Origin of the sequence: Oceaniovalibus sp. ACAM 378, assembly GCF_008085915.1 — a bacterium.
In the GTDB taxonomy this organism is placed as follows: Bacteria; Pseudomonadota; Alphaproteobacteria; order Rhodobacterales; family Rhodobacteraceae; genus Oceaniglobus.
This window is the reverse complement of record NZ_VSJK01000004.1, coordinates 135,851-153,080: the sequence shown is the minus strand read 5'-3', so window position 1 is coordinate 153,080 and position 17,230 is coordinate 135,851. Positions and strand designations below refer to the sequence as shown.

Genomic DNA, 17,230 nt, shown 5'->3' with positions numbered 1-17,230 from the left:
ACGGGGGCCATACCCCGAGAACCTGAGAGGGAAAGATATGAGCGACATCGCACCGCGCGTGAAGAAGATCGTCGTCGAGCATCTGGGCGTTGAAGAAGCAAAGGTCACCGAGAACGCTTCGTTCATCGATGATCTGGGCGCCGACAGCCTGGACACGGTCGAATTGGTGATGGCGTTCGAGGAAGAGTTCGGGATCGAGATCCCCGACGACGCCGCCGAAACCATCCAGACATTTGGCGACGCGGTGAAGTTCATTACCGAAGCGTCCTGATTCCTGAACCCTCAGGGGTAGGAATAACTACATGAGAGCAGGCGGTGTTTCCGGTCGGATGCGCCGCTTTTTCCTTTTTCGGGGCCGGGTTCGGGCGGAACCATGCCAGCCCGATACGGGTTGCACTTTGCGCCCGGGTACCGAGAGTGTATCAGGCCCCTGAAACCATCGAGAGGATGAACATGCGGCGAGTTGTTGTCACCGGTCTTGGAATGGTCACTCCGTTGGCCGCGGGGGTCGAGGAAACCTGGAAGCGTTTGCTGGACGGGCAATCCGGTGCGGGCACGATCACCCGGTTCGATGCATCGCATCTGGCCACCGGATATGCCTGTGAAGTTCCGCGCGGCGATGGCAGCGACGGCACGTTCAATCCCAATCTGTTCATGGAACCCAAGGAACAGCGCAAGGTCGACGACTTTATTCTGTATGGTATGGCGGCTGCGAAAATGGCGGTCGAGGATTCGGGATGGATGCCCGAGGACGAAGAAGACCGCCTGCGCACCGGCGTGATGATCGGCAGCGGGATCGGCGGTTTGCAAAGTATCGCTGAAACCGCCGTTTTGCTGAAAGAGCGCGGGCCGCGCAGGGTTTCACCGTTCTTCATCCCCGGCGCTCTGATCAATCTGGTCAGCGGTCAGGTGTCGATCCGGTATGGCTTCAAAGGTCCGAACCATGCGGTTGTCACCGCCTGTTCAACCGGCGCCCATGCCATCGGTGATGCCGCCCGGCTGATTCAGTGGGGCGACGCCGAGGTGATGATCGCCGGGGGGACCGAGAGCCCGATTTGCGAAATCGGCATTGCCGGATTCAACGCTTGCAAGGCGCTGAGCACCCAGCGGGCCGATGATCCGACCAAGGCTTCACGCCCCTATGACGTTGACCGGGATGGGTTTGTCATGGGCGAGGGCGCAGGTGTCGTCGTGCTGGAGGAATACGAACATGCTATGGCGCGTGGGGCAAAGATCTATGCCGAGGTGATCGGTTACGGACTGTCCGGCGATGCCTATCACATTACTGCTCCTTCTGAGGACGGCAATGGTGGGTTTCGGGCCATGAAGGCGGCGTTGGACAGGGCCGGGTTGGAACCTGCCGATATCGACTATATCAACGCTCACGGCACCAGCACCATGGCCGACACCATCGAGTTGGGCGCGGTCGAGCGGTTGCTTGGCGATGCGGCGGGCAATGCGGTGATGTCTTCGACGAAATCAAGCATTGGGCACCTTTTGGGGGCGGCCGGCGCTGTCGAGGCCATATTCTGTATCCTGGCGATGCGTGACAATGTGGCGCCGCCAACGATCAATCTGGACAACCCGGCGGTGACGCCAAAGCTGAACCTTGCTGCGAACGCAAAAGTTGAACGGAAGATTGATGTGGCCCTGAGCAACTCGTTCGGATTTGGCGGCACCAATGCTTCACTGGTCCTGCGACGGGTTCAAAGCTGATGTGGCGGCATATTGCCTCGAATTTTCTGACCATTTCCGTCCTGATACTGGCGGCAGCGGGGGGAATCGTGGCTTGGGGCAAGGCGCAGTATTCGGCCGAGGGACCCTTGGCTCAGGCGATCTGTGTGCAGGTCGAAGCAGGTTCGAACATGAACCGGGTTTCCGCTGATCTGGCCGGTCAGGGTGCGATTTCCAGCCCGCAGATCTTTCGCATCGGTGCCGATTATTCCGACAAGGCAGAGGCGCTGAAGGCAGGAAGCTTTCTGGTGCCAGAACGCGCGTCGATGGCCGAAATTGTGGATATCGTCACACGCGGCGGGGCGAGCACCTGCGGCACGGCGGTGGTTCTGAACATCGGCGTAACTGCGCTGAACCTGCGGGTGCGCGAATTGGACCCGGCGACCAACCGGTTTGAAAACAAGGCAGAATTCGATCCCACCACCGATGAGGGACCGGAAGAATACCTTGCGGTGCGCGACAAGGCCGATACGCGGTTCTCGATCGCGATGGCGGAAGGTGTGACCAGCTGGCAGGTGATCGAAGGGTTGAAGGCTGCCGAATTTCTGACCGGTGAGGTGTCAGAGATTCCGGTAGAAGGATCGCTTGCGCCCGACAATTACGAGGTAAAGCCGGGCGCCGACCGAGGTGCGCTGGTGGCCCTGATGCAGACCGCGCAGCAGGATCGGGTGGCCGAAATCTGGCGCAACCGGGCCGATGATCTGCCGGTGACAACGCCTGAGGAGGCGCTGATCCTTGCCTCGCTGATCGAAAAGGAAACCGGCGTTCCTGAGGAACGTGGAGAGGTGGCGGCAGTGTTCGTCAACCGTCTGCGTCAGGGGATGCGGTTGCAGACCGACCCGGCGGTTATCTATGGCGTCACCAATGGGCAGGGCGTGTTGGGCCGGGGTCTGCGGCGCAGCGAGTTGGACCGCGAAACGCCTTATAATACCTATCGCATTGACGGGTTGCCGCCGACGCCGATTGCCAACCCCGGGTTGGCCAGTTTGCAGGCGGCGGTGAACCCCGTGGACAGTGAATTTCTGTTCTTCGTGGCCGATGGTACGGGTGGTCACGCCTTTGCCAAAACCCTTGCCGAGCATAACGACAACGTTGCCAAATGGCGCCGGATCGAGGCAGAGCGGGCGAACCCCTGAAACGGGGCCATTAGGATTTTGTTAATGGTACCGGGCGGTTACATGGCAGAACCGGGCGGGATTTCTTGACTTTCCCTCGGTTCTGAGTTACCGTCAAGTCACAGCAGGAATGCAATCGAGAGCGACCAGGGCCATTGGCCTTTGGTCGCTTTTTTTGTGTTCGAAGGGCGGAGGGGTCCATCTGGCGGCAGCGGAGTTTCCGGTGAATGACAAAGAACGACATAGCCGACAAGGTCGGCAGTGCAACGCTTTTGGGCGAGGCAGAGCAGCATTATGCCGGCGCATTGGAAGACATGATGGTGATGCGTCGATATTTCCGGGACCGGACTGATATTTCCGAGGCCGAGATCAAGCGGGTATCGGGAAACTATATCCGCGCGACGCAGACCCTTTTTGACGAAAGGAAAAAGGTTGAAGAGCTTAGCAGGCGCAATGCCGGTATCCACCATGATCACGCCATCGACTTTGACAGCGTGCGGAGTGAAATCGGGGGCCTCCTTGATCGCCTCCGCGCCGTCCGAGGTCCAGTGTGAGTTTCTGGAATCGCTCAGCCCCGAGGCGGTGGTCGGGCTGCCCTATCTGTTCGATTTCTGGGCGATGCCGCACCAGTTGCCCCCAGTGGGCGACTGGCGGACATGGGTGATCATGGGCGGGCGCGGTGCCGGTAAAACACGCGCGGGGGCTGAATGGGTGCGATCCGAGGTTGAAGGCGCGCGACCACTGGACAGGGGGCGGTCGCAGCGCGTCGCGCTGGTTGGCGAAACCTTCGATCAGGTGCGCGAGGTGATGATTTTTGGCGACTCGGGGATATTGGCCTGTTGCCCGCCTGATCGCCGTCCGGCATGGGAGTCGACGCGCAGGCGGCTGGTCTGGCCAAACGGTGCGGTGGCGCAGGCGTTTTCCGCGCACGAGCCCGAAGCGCTGCGCGGGCCGCAGTTCGATGCCGCATGGGTGGACGAGTTGGCCAAGTGGAAGCGCGGCGAAGAGGCCTGGGACATGTTGCAATTTGCGCTGAGGCTGGGTGAACATCCGCGCCAATGCGTGACAACGACGCCGAAAAATGTGGCGGTTCTGAAATCGGTTCTGGCCAATCCCTCGACGGTGCAAACCCATGCGTCGACAAGTGCAAACCGGGCCAATCTGGCGCGCTCGTTCTTGGACGAAGTGATCGCACGCTATAAAAACACGCGGCTGGGCCGACAAGAGTTGGACGGGTTGTTGCTCGAGGATGCCGAGGGCGCATTGTGGTCGATGCAGGCGCTGGAGGCGGCGCGGGTGGCCGAACCCGGCCCACTGAGCCGGATTGTCGTTGCGGTCGATCCGCCGGTGAGCGGCACGAAAACCTCGGATGAATGCGGGATCCTGGTGGTCGGCGCAGTGATGGAGGGCGATCCGCGGGATTGGCGCGCAGTGGTTCTGGAGGATGCGAGCGTCGCCGCGGCGTCGCCCCATAAATGGGCAACAGCGGCGGTGGCGGCGATGGAGCGTTGGGGCGCTGACCGGTTGGTGGCCGAGGTGAATCAGGGCGGCGATCTGGTGGAGTCCGTGGTGCGGCAGGTCGATCCTCTGGTGTCCTATCGCGGGGTCCATGCGTCGCGCGGCAAGATCGCCCGCGCCGAACCCGTGGCGGCACTGTACGAACAGGGGCGGGTGGCGCATCTGCCGGGCCTTGGCGTGCTTGAGGAGCAGATGTGCCGCATGACCACCGCCGGATACGCGGGCGGACGCAGCCCAGACCGCGTCGATGCATTGGTCTGGGCGATCCATGATCTGATTCTGGAGCCAAGGGCGTTGCGCGCCGCGCCCAAGGTGCGTTCGCTGAGGTAGCCGCATGTTACCGGGTTCGTGGCAAAGTGTTTCCATCGACCCAGCGGCGCCCCCCGTCTCCTGACGTCGCCCGAAAGTGGGCTGGACGGGATCGGACGGGGGGCAAGGGAAAATGAGGCAGAGTAACGGCTTTTTCCGGTGCGTCCCATGGGCGGCCAACGGGAAAGACGTGCCTGCCGGACGGAATGAAGGAGCGGCATGGTGTTCGATTTTCTGAAACGCAGTGCAACGGCGCCCGAGGTGAAGGCCAGCGCCAGCGGCCCGGTCATCGCTTGGGGCGGCACGGGGCGGATCGCTTGGACGCCGCGCGACACGGCATCTCTGGTGAGGAACGGATTTACCGGCAATCCGGTGGGGTTTCGCTGTGTGAAACTGATCGCCGAGGCGGCGGCGGCAGTGCCTTTGGTGTTGCAGGATGCTGAACGCCGGTATGACGTGCATCCCCTGTTGTCGCTGATTGCGCGACCCAATGGCGGGCAGGGCCGGGCCGAAATGTTCGAGGCGCTGTTCGGGCAGATCCTGCTGACCGGCAATGGATATGTCGAGGCGGTGGGCGAGGGTGGTTTGCCGGGCGAACTGCATATCCTGCGCTCAGACCGGATGAGCCTGGTGCCGGGTGCTGATGGCTGGCCTGTTGGCTATGACTATTCCGTTGGCGGCAAGACGCATCGGTTTCATGTGGATGGCGGGCTTTCACCGGTGCTGCATGTGAAATCCTTTCACCCGCAGGACGATCATTATGGCCTGTCGCCGATGCAGGCGGCGGCGCAGGCGCTGGACGTTCATACCTCGGCATCGCGTTGGTCAAAGGCGCTGTTGGACAATGCCGCGCGGCCCTCGGGCGCCATCGTATATGGGGGGGCGGATGGTGCCGCACTGACCGCCGATCAGTACGACCGGTTGGTGAATGAGATGGAGATGCATCACCAGGGCGCACGCAATGCCGGGCGACCGATGCTGCTGGAAGGCGGGCTTGACTGGAAACCGATGGGGTTTTCGCCGTCGGACATGGAATTCCAGAAAACCAAGGAGTCCGCGGCGCGGGAAATCGCGCTGGCCTTCGGGGTGCCGCCGATGCTGTTGGGCATTCCCGGAGACGCAACCTATGCCAATTATGCCGAGGCGCACCGGGCGTTTTACCGCCTGACCGTGCTGCCTCTTGCCGGGCGGGTCGTGGCGGCAGTGTCGCATTGGCTGGCCGGATTTACCGGCGAAGCGGTGGAGCTGAAATGCGATCCCGATCAGGTGCCGGCGCTTGCGGGTGAACGGGATCAGCAATGGGCGCGGGTCACGGCGGCGACATTCCTGTCGGATGGAGAAAAGCGCGCATTGTTGGGGTTGCCGAAACTGGAGAGCGGGGAATGACCATGGACACCCACAAGCAAGACGGCTTTGGAAACGGATTCGGTCTGGAACACAAATTCTGCCGTCTGGGCGGTGATGTTGCGGTGATCGACGGCTCGGTGATCGAAGGCTACGCCAGTCTGTTTGGCGCCAAGGATCAGGGCGGCGACGTGGTTTCGGCGGGTGCTTACGGCGCGTCTCTGGCGGCGCTTTCGGCCCGGGGCGGCAAGGTCAAGATGTTGTGGCAGCACGATCCGACCCAACCGATCGGGGTCTGGGACGAAGTCCGCGAGGATGCGCGCGGGCTTTTCGTCAAGGGTCGTATTCTGGCGGATGTCACAAAAGGCCGCGAGGCGATTGCGCTGATCGGTGCGGGCGCCATCGACGGGCTGTCGATCGGATATCGCACCAAAAAGGCGGCAAAGGATGGCAGGGGCCAGAGATTGTTGCACGAGCTGGAGCTGTGGGAGGTGTCTTTGGTCACGTTCCCAATGCTTTCCGAAGCGCGGGTCGGGGCCAAGGGCAATGCGCCCGCGGATGACGCCATGCGCAGTTTGGCGGCGGCCATTGAGGGCGCGCGCGGACTGCTGAACCGGGGCTGACCCCGGAAGAGCACGAACACTCACGAAAAAGGACGGGCGATGAGCAAGACCGAGACGATGTCCGGTGCCGGGGAAGATCTGCCGCAAGCGCAGGTGTCCCGGGCATTGAGCGGGCTGGTGGGCGACCTGAAGCGGTTTCAGGACGGCATCGAGACGAAATTGAAACACACTGAGGAGCGCATGAACATGCTGGATCGCAAGACACTGATGGTGGGCCGTCCGGCCCTGGCCCGCACGACCGAGACCGAAGCGCCGCATCAAAAGGCGTTTGAGGCCTATGTGCGTTCGGGCGATGACGACGCCCTACGCGGGCTGGAGCTGGACAGCAAGGCGCTGAGCACCGCGGTGGCGGGTGACGGGGGATATCTGGTGGATCACCAGACCAGTGCGATGGTGCATTCCGTCCTGCGTTCGGCCGCGTCGATCCGAGCCATTGCCAGCGTGGTGAACGTCGAGGCGACCTCGTATGACGTGCTGGTCGACACCACTGATATCGGCGCTGGCTGGGCGAGCGAGGTGGGTCCGCAGGCAGAAACCGGGACGCCGACCGTTGATCGGATCGTCATACCCCTGCACGAGCTGAGCGCGCTGCCAAAGGCATCGCAGCGGCTTTTGGACGATGCCGCGTTCGATATCGAAACCTGGCTGGCGACCCGCATCGCCGACAAATTCGCCCGCAGTGAGGCGGCGGCATTCGTCAGTGGCAACGGCGTGGACAAGCCCAAGGGGTTCCTGACCAAGCCTGTCATCGCCAACGGGGTCTGGGCCTGGGGATCGCTGGGGTATGTCCCCACCGGTTCGGCGGGTGCGTTCAACGGGCCGGATTCTCTGGTCGATCTGGTGTATGGGCTGGGCGCAAGATACCGCGCCAACGGCAGCTTTGTGATGAACTCCAAGACTGCGGGCGTTGTGCGCAAGATGAAGGATGCGGACGGGCGGTTCCTTTGGTCTGACGGGTTGGCTGCGGGTGAACCAGCGCGCCTGCTGGGCTATTCCGTGCTGATCGCCGAGGACATGCCCGATATCGCGGCCAATGCCTTTGCCATCGCGTTCGGTGACTTCGCAGCCGGATACACAATTGCCGAACGTCCCGATCTGCGCATCCTGCGCGATCCGTTCAGCGCCAAGCCGCATGTGCTGTTCTATGCGACCAAGCGTGTCGGGGGCGATGTCAGCGACTTTGCGGCGATCAAGCTGCTCAAGTTCTCGGCCACGTAAGGGCCGGGACAGGTCGGCGGGCAATCCGCCGGCCTGAACGGGCGCGCGTCAGATCACCCGCGGTGACCGGCTGATCCCCTCCGTCTGTGTTTCGCGGGGGCGTGCGCCCACCTGTCGGGTCATGGGTGCTGAATTTTCGGAGATATTTGATGGAACTGATAGAGACCGCCCCGATTGCGACGGCTGCGCTTCCCTTGGCCGCGTTCCGCGATCACCTGCGGCTGGGCACCGGGTTTGGCGATGACACGCTTCAGGACGGGGTGCTGGAGACCTGTCTTCGCGCGGCGATTGCACGGGTCGAGGGGCATTGCGGCAAGGCAGTTCTGGCGCGCCCTTACCGCCTGACGCTGGGGGAATGGCGCGATCTGTCACGGCTGGTGTTGCCGCTGGCGCCGGTTGCGGCGGTGACGCGGCTGGCGATTTTCGACCGGGCCGGCGCTGAAACGGTGATCGCCCCGGCCCAATACCGGCTGATCTGCGACGACCACCGGCCATTGCTGATTTCCTCGGGATACAACCTGCCGCAGATTCCACTGACCGGTCGCGCAGAGGTCAATTTTGACGCCGGATTTGCCGGTTGGGCAGTGGTTCCGGGCGACATGGCGCAAGCTGTACTGCTGTTGGCGGCGGGTATTTATGAAGACCGCGATGGTCAGGCGGGCGGCGGAATGCCGGTGCTGGTTTCTGGGCTTTTAGCGCGGTTCCGGGTGTTGCGCATCGGCGGGGGATTTTCGGAATGAGCGGTGTGCAGCTGAGCCGCCGTCTGGTGCTGGAGGGTGCGGTTCGGATCGCCGACGGGGCCGGGGGTTTTACCGAGACATGGACACCGCTTGGCGTGTTGTGGGCCGATCTGCGGCCCGGCACGGGGCGCGAGAAGACCGGACAAGACGTCGCGCTGTCGCGGCTGACCTACCGGATCACGGTGCGAGGCGCGCCGCAGGGTGCGGCATCGCGTCCGTCGCCGGGTCAGCGATTTCGAGACGGCGCCCGGGTATTCACGATCCATGGGGTGACCGAGGTGGTGCCGGGCGGAACCTATCTGACCTGTTTCGCGGACGAAGAGGTGGCGCTGTGAGTTATGGTGTTACGGCGGCTCTGCAGGCAGCTATTTTTCAGCGTTTGCAGGCAGATACGGCTTTGAAGGCCGTCGTGGGCGATGCGATCTATGACGCGGTGCCGTCGGGAAGCCTGCCCGCCACATATGTGACCTTGGGCGAAGAAACGACGCGCGACCGATCCGACCAAGACGGCGGCGGTGCCTGGCACGACCTGATCATCAGCGTGATTTCTGAAAGCTCTGGTTTTGCCATCGCCAAGGCAGCGGCGGTGGCGGTGTCGGACGCAATGCTGGACACGCCTCCGGTTCTGACACGCGGACGCATTGTCGGGCTGTGGTTTCAGCGGGCACAGGCGCGGCGTGTGGGCAGTGGCGATCAACGGCGGATCGACCTGCGGTTTCGGGCGCAGACGGAAGACAACTGAACACCAACGACGGAGTGACGGATATGGCGGCACAGAACGGTAAGGACCTGTTGATCAAGATCGACCTGACGGGCGCGGGACAATTCGAAACCATCGCGGGGCTGCGTGCCACGCGGATTTCGTTCAACGCCGAAAGTGTCGATGTCACATCGCTGGAATCACAGGGCGGTTGGCGCGAGTTGCTGAGCGGGGCGGGCGTGAAATCGGCCAGCATTTCCGGCTCGGGGATCTTCAAGGATGCCAATACGGACGAAAGGGCACGGGCGATCTTTTTTGACGGGCTGACACCGCGGTTTCAGGTGATCATCCCCGATTTCGGCATCGTCGCGGGGCCGTTTCAGGTGACATCGCTGGAATATGCCGGGTCGCACAATGGTGAGGCGAACTATGAGATCTCGCTTTCGTCGGCGGGTGCTCTGGACTTCACCGCGCTGTGAGGGGGGCTGAAATGGGGCCGGAGATCGGGGCAGGGTTGGGCAACCCCTGGGCGGGCGAAGTCGTGTTGATGCTGAATGGTGAGCCGCAGGTGGCCAAGCTGACGCTGGGCGCACTGGCCGAACTGGAGGCTTCAATGGGCACCGACACTCTGGTCGCGCTGGTCGAGCGGTTCGAGCAGGGACAATTCTCGACCCGCGATGTGCTCGCGCTGGTCGTTGCGGGGCTGCGTGGCGGGGGCTGGCGTGGCTCGATGGGTGACCTGCTGTCGGCGGATATTGGCGGCGGTCCTGTCGGTGCGGCGCGGGTGGCCGGTGCGCTGCTTGCGCGGGCCTTCGCGTTGCCGGGGGATGCCGATGCCCGCACCTGAGCGGTCTTTCGACTGGCCGGGGCTGATGCGGGCCGGGATCAACGGGCGTGGGCTGTGCCCGACTGAATTCTGGGCGCTGACACCCGCCGAACTGATGCTGATGCTGGGGCGCGGCAGTGCTGCGCCCCTGAGCCGGGCGGGTCTGGCTGCCCTGGCGGCAGCGTGGCCCGATGAACAGGAGATTGGTGATGGAAAGTCAGCAGATCGAGGCGCTTGAGGATCAAATCCTGACGCTGGAACAGACCCTTGGCGGTGCGGGGGCAATGGCCGCCGCGTTTGACAGCGAGTTGCGGCGGATGCAATCGACCATCGCCGACACAGGTCGCGAGGTGAACGTGCTGAGCAGCGGAATTACCCGTGGGCTGCGCCGGTCGTTCGACGGGTTGATCTTTGATGGGATGAAGCTGTCGGATGCGTTGAAAGGCGTGGCGCAAAGCATGGTCGATGCCGCCTATAGCGCCGCGATCCGGCCTGTGGCGGGGCATTTCGGCGGCCTGCTGGCGTCGGGGGTCGAAGGGTTGGTGAATGGGTTAATGCCGTTCGAAAAGGGCGGTGCGATGTCCCAGGGCCGGGTGATGCCCTTTGCCCGGGGCGGTGTCGTGTCTTCGCCCACCACCTTTCCCATGCGCGGCGGCACCGGTCTGATGGGCGAGGCGGGCCCCGAGGCGATCATGCCGCTGGCCCGCGGCGCCGATGGACGGCTGGGCGTGCGTGCCGCCGGTCAGGGGCCGGTGACGGTGGTGATGAATATCCAGACCCCCGATGTGCAGGGATTCCAGAGATCCCAGAGCCAGATCGCCGCCCGTATGGGGCGCGCTCTGGGGCAGGGACAGCGCAACCGCTGAGGAGCGAGACATGGCATTTCACGACATACGTTTTCCCGCCAACCTGTCCTTTGGATCAATTGGCGGTCCCGAACGGCGGACCGAGATCGTCACGCTGGCCAACGGGTTTGAGGAACGCAACACCCCCTGGGCGCATTCCCGGCGCCGGTACGATGCGGGGCTTGGGCTGCGGTCACTGGATGATGTGGAACTATTGCTGGCCTTCTTCGAGGCGCGGCGTGGGCAGTTGCATGGGTTCCGTTGGAAGGACTGGGCCGATTTCAAATCCTGCGCTGCGTCGCGCCTGCCCGATTTCAACGATCAGGTGATTGCCCATGGTGATGGGACTTCGGCGGTTTTCCAATTGTTGAAAAGCTATGACGCGGGGGTGAATCCCTATCACCGCCCGGTGGTCAAGCCAGTTGCAGGCACTGTCACACTGGGGCTTGAGGGCGATCTTCTGCGCGAGGGTGTGCATTTCGATCTGGCGACCGGGACCGGTTTGGTCACGCTGTACGAGGTGCCGCCAAAAGGCGCGGAAATTACCGCCGGATATGAATTCGATGTTCCAGTGCGGTTCGACACCGATTTGATTCAGGTCTCTGTTGCCAGCTTCAAGGCCGGTGACGTGCCCAATGTCCCGATTATCGAGGTGCGGATCTGATGGGTATTTCCGAAGAGTTTCAAAGTCATCTGGACAGTGGTTCAACCACTCTGTGTCGGTGCTGGCGCGTCCTGCGCCGCGACGGCGTGGCGTTCGGGTTCACCGACCATGACGAACCCGTTCGGTTCGAGAGCATGGTGTTTCTGGCGTCCGAAGGCATGTCGGCGCGGGCGCTGGAGCAGACGACCGGGCTGGCCGTGGACAATTCCGAGGCCATCGGCGCGCTGTCGGACGAGAGCGTGACCGAAGCCGATATTCTTGCCGGGCGGTTCGATGGGGCCGGGGTGCTGGCCTGGCTGGTCAACTGGGCCGCGCCGGAACAGCGGGTGTTGCAGTTTCGTGGAACGCTGGGCGAAATTCAACGCTCGGCGGGGGCATTCCGGGCCGAATTGCGCGGTATGACCGAGGCGCTGAACCAGCCGCAGGGGCGGGTGTTTCAGGCACCGTGTTCGGCGGTTCTGGGGGATTCCCTGTGCCGGTTCGATCTGTCCTTGCCGGGGTACGCCACCGAACTGGCGGTCGAGAGCGTCGAGGGGCACAAATTCTTTCGCTTTGCCGCGCTGGATGGGTTCGATGACCGGTGGTTTGAGCGCGGGCGGCTGATTGTTCTGAGCGGCGCTTCGGCTGGTATCGTTTCGGTGATCAAGAATGACCGTCTGTCCGGCGCGGGCCGGGTGATCGAAACATGGGAGGCTCTGCGGGGTGGGATCGTGCCCGGCGACGTGATCAGGCTGGAGGCCGGATGCGACAAGCGGGTGGCAACATGCCGGTTGAAGTTCGACAACATCCTGAACTTTCGCGGCTTTCCCGATATCCCGGGCGAGGATTGGCTAATGGCCTATCCCAGTTCGAAGAACGACAATTCGGGCGGGTCGCTGCGCGCCCGTGACGGCGGATGACTGGCTTGCGGATTGCGGATCTGGCGCGGGGCTGGATCGGCACGCCTTATCTGCATCAGGCATCGGTGCGCGGAGCTGGGGCGGATTGTCTGGGCCTGATCCGCGGTGTGTGGCGCGAGTTGCACGGAACCGAGCCTGAACCGGTGCCCGCCTATACCGCCGACTGGTCAGAGGTTCAGCGCGACGAACGGCTGTGGCGCGCGGCAGAAAGGCATCTGCGCCATTTGCCGCCGGGAGAGCCTTCGGTGGGCGACGTCGTGCTGTTTCGGATGCGGGACGGCAGCGTGGCCAAGCACCTTGGTATTGTTGGTCAGGGTGAGGGCGAAATGACGTTCATCCATGCCTATACCGGCCACGGTGTGGTCGAAAGCCCACTGAGCGCGCCATGGCGGCGGCGCATCGTGGCGCGGTTTGAATTTCCTGACAGGAGGCTTTGATGGCCACTATCGTTCTTTCAGCGGTTGGCGCGGCGATCGGCGGATCGGTGGGCGGCGGCATTCTTGGCCTGTCGTCCGTGGTGATCGGACGTGCGGTGGGGGCCACCCTTGGCCGTGTGATCGACCAGAGCATTCTGGGTGCGGGCAGTCAGGCAGTTGAGACCGGCAAGGTCGAACGCTTTCGCCTGACCGGCGCCAGCGAAGGATCGCCGGTCAATCAGGTGTTCGGACGCACACGGATTTCCGGGCAGGTGATCTGGGCGACGCGGTTCCGCGAAACTACCACGACCACGGACGGCTCGGGCAAGGGGGTTGGCAAAGGGCCGAAGACCACCGGCTATTCCTATTCCGTCAGTCTGGCGATTGCGCTTTGCGAGGGTGAGATCTCGAGGGTCGGTCGGGTGTGGATCGATGGGACCGAGGCGGTGCTGGATGATCTGAATCTGCGTATCTATCCCGGGTCGGAAGACCAGTTGCCCGATCCTAAGATCTCTGCTGTCGAAGGGGCAGGATTGGCCCCTGCCTATCGCGGAATCGCCTATGTGGTGATCGAGGATCTGGAACTTGGGCCATTCGGCAACCGGGTGCCGCAGTTCAGTTTCGAAGTCATGCGCCCTGAACCGCTGATCGCTGGTCAAGCGCCGCAGGATCTGGCGCGATCTGTGCAGGGCGTGGCGATGATGCCGGGCACGGGGGAATATGCGCTGGCAACGACGCCGGTCCGGTTTCAGCAGGAGCCGGGGGTGTCGCAATTCATCAACATAAATTCGCCTCTCGGAAAGACCGATTTCGCGGCTTCTCTGGACGCGTTGACCGGGGAATTGCCCAACTGCGGTGCGACATCTCTGGTCGTGTCATGGTTTGGCGATGATCTGCGCTGTGGTTCGTGCAGGATCGCGCCCAAGGTCGAGCAGCGTGAATTCGAGGGCGTGGAGATGCCTTGGACTGTGACCGGGCTGGGCCGGGCGAGCGCGGAAGTGCACCCCGAGGTCGACGGCAAGGTGGTCTATGGCGGCACCCCGACGGATCAGTCGGTGAAAGAAGCCATCGTCGCTTTGCGTGACGCAGGGCAGGCGGTGATGTTCTATCCGTTTATCCTGATGGAACAGTTGATCGGCAACGGGTTGCCAGACCCTTATTCCGAGGCCACCGACCAGCCGGTTCTGCCATGGCGCGGGCGCATCACGTTGAGCCGCGCACCGGGTCATGCGGGGTCGCCCGACGGAACAGCGGTGGCCGGGGCCGAGGTGGCGGCATTTTTTGGCCAGGCTGCCGTGGGCGATTTCAAAGTGACGGCAGATGGGGTCGGGTATTCGGGCCCTGACGAATTTTCGTACCGGCGGTTCATTCTGCACTATGCACATCTGTGCGCGGCGGCGGGGGGTGTTTCATCCTTTTGTATCGGATCGGAAATGCGCGGGCTGACGCAGATACGCGGGGCCAGCAACAGCTTTCCTGCGGTTGCGGCAATGCGTGCGCTGGCGTCTGATGTGCGCCTGATCCTTGGGCCGGATGTAAAGATCGGCTATGCGGCCGACTGGACCGAATACTTTGGCTTTCACCCGCAAGATGGATCGGGAGACGTGTTCTTTCACCTCGATCCGCTGTGGGCCGATCCGGCGATCGATTTCATCGGTATTGACAACTATATGCCGATTGCAGACTGGCGCCCGGGATTCGATCACGCGGATTCCGACTGGGGTTCAGTGTACCGGTTGGAGTATCTCAAGGCCAATATCATGGGCGGCGAGGGGTATGAGTGGTATTATCACGCCCCTGAGGCCGAGGCGATCCAACTGCGCACGCCGATCACCGACGGAGCTTATGGGGAACCATGGGTGTTTCGGTACAAGGATCTGAAAAACTGGTGGTCGCACAGCCATTTCAACCGGTTGGGTGGCGTCCGTCAGGAGGTTCCGACTGAATGGGAGCCACAAAGCAAGCCCATATGGTTTACCGAGTACGGCTGTGCCGCCATCGATAAGGGTGCCAACGAGCCGAACAAGTTTCTTGACCCGAAGTCGAGCGAATCCAGCATCCCCAAACACTCGACCGGACGCCGCGACGACCTGATGCAGTTGCAGTATCTCAAGGCAGTGTCCGAGTTCTGGAGCGACCCTGTCAACAATCCGGTGTCGCTGGAATATGATGCGCCCATGATCGATATGTCGCGGGCCCATGTCTGGGCCTGGGATGCGCGGCCCTATCCGTTTTTCCCGGGCAACCGCGAATTGTGGACTGACGGCGACAATTATGCGCGCGGGCACTGGATCACCGGGCGGGCCACGTCGCGGGCTCTGGCATCGGTGGTGGCCGAAATTTGTGCCGGTTCAGGGGTGCCGGACGTGGATGTATCGCGGCTGTACGATGTCGTGCGCGGCTATGTTCTGGGTGAAATCAGCGGGGCGCGGGCGAAATTGCAGCCGCTGATGATGGCTTATGGCTTTGACGCGTTGGAACGCGACGGGCGGCTGATCTTTCAAACCCGGGATGGGCGAAGCATCGGGATCATTGACCCGGCGCAAGTGGCGGTCAGTGAAGATCTGTCCGGGGACATTGACATGGTCCGCAGCCCCGAAGCGGAAACGGTCGGACGGTTGCGGCTGAACTTTGTCGGCGCGGACGGTGATTTCGACATTCAGGCGGCCGAAGCGATCTTTCCCGATGAACGCTCGTTTGCCGTGTCCCAGTCTGAGTTTCCGCTGGTTCTGACCCGGTCCGAAGCAACGGGGATCGTCGAACGCTGGCTGGCCGAGGCCCGTGTGGCGCGCGACCGGGTGCGGCTGTCATTGCCACTGTCGCGGTTGTCGCTTGGGGCAGGCGACGTGGTTGAGGTGAGGGACGGGTTGTACCGGATCGATCACGTGGAGCAATCCGGTCAACAGTTGATCGAGGCGGTGCGCATCGAGCGCGAATTGTATCAGCCGAGCGACTCTGTGGAAACCGCCGTGCGTCTGGCACCCTTCGTGGCGCCGGTGCCTGTCCTGCCGGTGTTTTTGGACCTGCCGCTTTTGACCGGTGGCGAAGTGAGCCATGCACCCCATGTCGCGGTGACTGCGCGGCCATGGCCCGGATCGGTTGCCGTATATGATTCGGCTTCGGACGAAGGCTATGAGTTGAACCGGCTGTTGTCATCGGCGGCAGTGATCGGCACGACCGAATCCGTTTTGTTTCCGGCCAGTCCGGGGCTGATCGACAGCGGACCACCCTTGCGGGTGCGACTTTTGGGCGGAGCACTGGAGTCGATTACCCCGGCACGCTTGCTGGCCGGGGCCAATGCGATGGCAATTGGCAGTGGGCACGATGACATCTGGGAAGTGTTTCAGTTTGGCCAGGCAGATCTGGTGGCTAACGGTATCTATGATCTGACCCGGCGGTTGCGCGGTCAGCTGGGAACCGATGCCCTGATCCCGGCGGAATGGCCGATTGGCAGCCGGGTTGTCCTGTTAAACGCAGCCGTCGAACAGATCGAGCTTGCTTCGTCCAATCGTGGATTGGCGCGATATTATCGCATCGGGCCGGGTGGGCGGGCTGTCGACGATCCGGTCTTTGCCGAAACGCAGCGCGCATTTGATGGAGTTGGTCTGCGCCCCTATGCGCCGGTGCATCTGCGGCTGGCCAAGGGGCCAGGCGGAATTGCGGCCAGTTGGGTGCGCCGGACCCGGATCGACGGCGATCTCTGGGGCGACGTCGATGTGCCTTTGGGTGAGACGGGAGAGGTGTATTCCGTTCGTGTGATGCAGAACGGGATGGTCTTGCGACAGGTAAATGTGGCGACGGCGAACTGGATCTATTCGCCCGCTCAGCAAGCGGCGGATGGGGCGGTTGCGCCCTTTGCGGTCGAGGTCGCGCAGGTGTCGGACCGGTTCGGACCCGGGCCATACCGGCGGGCGGTTCATGGTGGCTGACATCTGGCTTGGCGACGCTTCGGCCATGGCGCGGGTATTGATGCGCTGCCCGCCCGCCCGTCGACAATGGGTGCTGTGCCGGATGCTGACCGAGGCCAAGCGCGCCGCTGCATACCGCATCCGGCGGGGCACGGCACACCCGATCTGGGGCAACGGCAGTGTCATGGCGGTGGCCCTGCGCCGTCCTCGTGCGCCTGAACCGTCTTTGGGCAGCCCCGAATTCACGGGATGTCTGATGATGGTTCTGCAAGGGATCTCCGGGCCTTGCCGCCCATGACACGGATTTGACCGGTTTCACATTGGCCATTGCGCCCCAAATGTTGTAATTTGGTGATCAGCCAAAAGGACGC

At 62.8% G+C, this 17,230-nt stretch carries 20 protein-coding genes; all 20 read left to right on the top strand.

Annotated elements, in window-relative coordinates:
- The first annotated feature begins 37 nt into the window (after nt 1–37).
- The 20 genes from FQ320_RS06715 (at nt 38) to FQ320_RS06620 (ending at nt 17,157) form a co-directional block, all read left to right on the top strand.
- Nucleotides 38–271 (top strand): acyl carrier protein, encoded by a 234-nt coding sequence (locus tag FQ320_RS06715; protein ID WP_148470941.1) that lies wholly within the window; start codon nt 38–40, stop codon nt 269–271.
- 182 nt (nt 272–453) lie between these two features.
- Nucleotides 454–1,716, top strand: coding sequence for a beta-ketoacyl-ACP synthase II (gene fabF, locus FQ320_RS06710; RefSeq protein ID WP_148470940.1), 1,263 nt, complete (start codon nt 454–456; stop codon nt 1,714–1,716).
- Nucleotides 1,716–2,870: an endolytic transglycosylase MltG gene (mltG, locus tag FQ320_RS06705; protein WP_148470939.1), complete on the top strand. Its 1,155-nt coding sequence runs from the start codon at nt 1,716–1,718 to the stop codon at nt 2,868–2,870. The genes fabF and mltG overlap by 1 nt, the downstream gene beginning before the upstream one ends.
- Before the next feature lie 206 nt (nt 2,871–3,076).
- Nucleotides 3,077–3,403, top strand: coding sequence for a hypothetical protein (locus FQ320_RS25565; protein ID WP_187393796.1), 327 nt, complete (start codon nt 3,077–3,079; stop codon nt 3,401–3,403).
- On the top strand, nt 3,318–4,697 hold the full coding sequence (locus tag FQ320_RS06695; RefSeq protein ID WP_148470937.1) for a DNA-packaging protein: 1,380 nt from the start codon (nt 3,318–3,320) through the stop codon (nt 4,695–4,697). The genes FQ320_RS25565 and FQ320_RS06695 overlap by 86 nt, the downstream gene beginning before the upstream one ends.
- Before the next feature lie 198 nt (nt 4,698–4,895).
- Nucleotides 4,896–6,062, top strand: a complete 1,167-nt coding sequence (locus tag FQ320_RS06690) for a phage portal protein (RefSeq protein WP_148470936.1) — start codon at nt 4,896–4,898, stop codon at nt 6,060–6,062.
- Nucleotides 6,059–6,643 carry an HK97 family phage prohead protease gene (locus FQ320_RS06685; protein WP_255509394.1) on the top strand — a complete coding sequence of 195 codons (585 nt, stop codon included), beginning with the start codon at nt 6,059–6,061 and terminating at the stop codon, nt 6,641–6,643. The genes FQ320_RS06690 and FQ320_RS06685 overlap by 4 nt, the downstream gene beginning before the upstream one ends.
- 39 nt (nt 6,644–6,682) lie before the next feature.
- Entirely contained in the window at nt 6,683–7,861 is a 1,179-nt protein-coding gene (locus tag FQ320_RS06680) for a phage major capsid protein (RefSeq protein ID WP_148470935.1), read from the top strand.
- 149 nt (nt 7,862–8,010) lie between these two features.
- Complete coding sequence (locus tag FQ320_RS06675; RefSeq protein ID WP_148470934.1) at nt 8,011–8,601, top strand: hypothetical protein; 591 nt, start codon at nt 8,011–8,013, stop codon at nt 8,599–8,601.
- A complete protein-coding gene (locus tag FQ320_RS06670) occupies nt 8,598–8,936 on the top strand; it encodes a head-tail adaptor protein (protein ID WP_148470933.1) in 339 nt (112 codons plus the stop codon). The genes FQ320_RS06675 and FQ320_RS06670 overlap by 4 nt, the downstream gene beginning before the upstream one ends.
- Nucleotides 8,933–9,343, top strand: coding sequence for a DUF3168 domain-containing protein (locus FQ320_RS06665; RefSeq protein WP_148470932.1), 411 nt, complete (start codon nt 8,933–8,935; stop codon nt 9,341–9,343). Before FQ320_RS06670 ends, FQ320_RS06665 begins: the two co-directional genes overlap by 4 nt.
- A 23-nt stretch (nt 9,344–9,366) precedes the next feature.
- Nucleotides 9,367–9,780 (top strand): phage major tail protein, TP901-1 family, encoded by a 414-nt coding sequence (locus FQ320_RS06660; RefSeq protein WP_148470931.1) that lies wholly within the window; start codon nt 9,367–9,369, stop codon nt 9,778–9,780.
- Between the two features lie 35 nt (nt 9,781–9,815).
- Nucleotides 9,816–10,148 (top strand): gene transfer agent family protein, encoded by a 333-nt coding sequence (locus tag FQ320_RS06655; protein ID WP_148471109.1) that lies wholly within the window; start codon nt 9,816–9,818, stop codon nt 10,146–10,148.
- A complete protein-coding gene (locus FQ320_RS06650; RefSeq protein ID WP_148470930.1) occupies nt 10,135–10,365 on the top strand; it encodes a rcc01693 family protein in 231 nt (76 codons plus the stop codon). Before FQ320_RS06655 ends, FQ320_RS06650 begins: the two co-directional genes overlap by 14 nt.
- Nucleotides 10,337–10,993 (top strand): phage tail tape measure protein, encoded by a 657-nt coding sequence (locus FQ320_RS06645; protein ID WP_148470929.1) that lies wholly within the window; start codon nt 10,337–10,339, stop codon nt 10,991–10,993. Before FQ320_RS06650 ends, FQ320_RS06645 begins: the two co-directional genes overlap by 29 nt.
- Nucleotides 10,994–11,003: 10 nt before the next feature.
- Complete coding sequence (locus FQ320_RS06640; RefSeq protein ID WP_148470928.1) at nt 11,004–11,636, top strand: DUF2460 domain-containing protein; 633 nt, start codon at nt 11,004–11,006, stop codon at nt 11,634–11,636.
- The gene (locus FQ320_RS06635; RefSeq protein WP_148470927.1) at nt 11,636–12,535 is read left to right on the top strand and encodes a DUF2163 domain-containing protein; all 900 of its coding nucleotides are present in this window, start codon (nt 11,636–11,638) and stop codon (nt 12,533–12,535) included. The genes FQ320_RS06640 and FQ320_RS06635 overlap by 1 nt, the downstream gene beginning before the upstream one ends.
- Nucleotides 12,532–12,972 (top strand): NlpC/P60 family protein, encoded by a 441-nt coding sequence (locus tag FQ320_RS06630; RefSeq protein ID WP_148470926.1) that lies wholly within the window; start codon nt 12,532–12,534, stop codon nt 12,970–12,972. The genes FQ320_RS06635 and FQ320_RS06630 overlap by 4 nt, the downstream gene beginning before the upstream one ends.
- Entirely contained in the window at nt 12,972–16,880 is a 3,909-nt protein-coding gene (locus FQ320_RS06625) for a glycoside hydrolase TIM-barrel-like domain-containing protein (protein WP_148470925.1), read from the top strand. Before FQ320_RS06630 ends, FQ320_RS06625 begins: the two co-directional genes overlap by 1 nt.
- The gene (locus FQ320_RS06620; RefSeq protein WP_148470924.1) at nt 16,870–17,157 is read left to right on the top strand and encodes a hypothetical protein; all 288 of its coding nucleotides are present in this window, start codon (nt 16,870–16,872) and stop codon (nt 17,155–17,157) included. The genes FQ320_RS06625 and FQ320_RS06620 overlap by 11 nt, the downstream gene beginning before the upstream one ends.
- Nucleotides 17,158–17,230 lie beyond the last annotated feature (73 nt).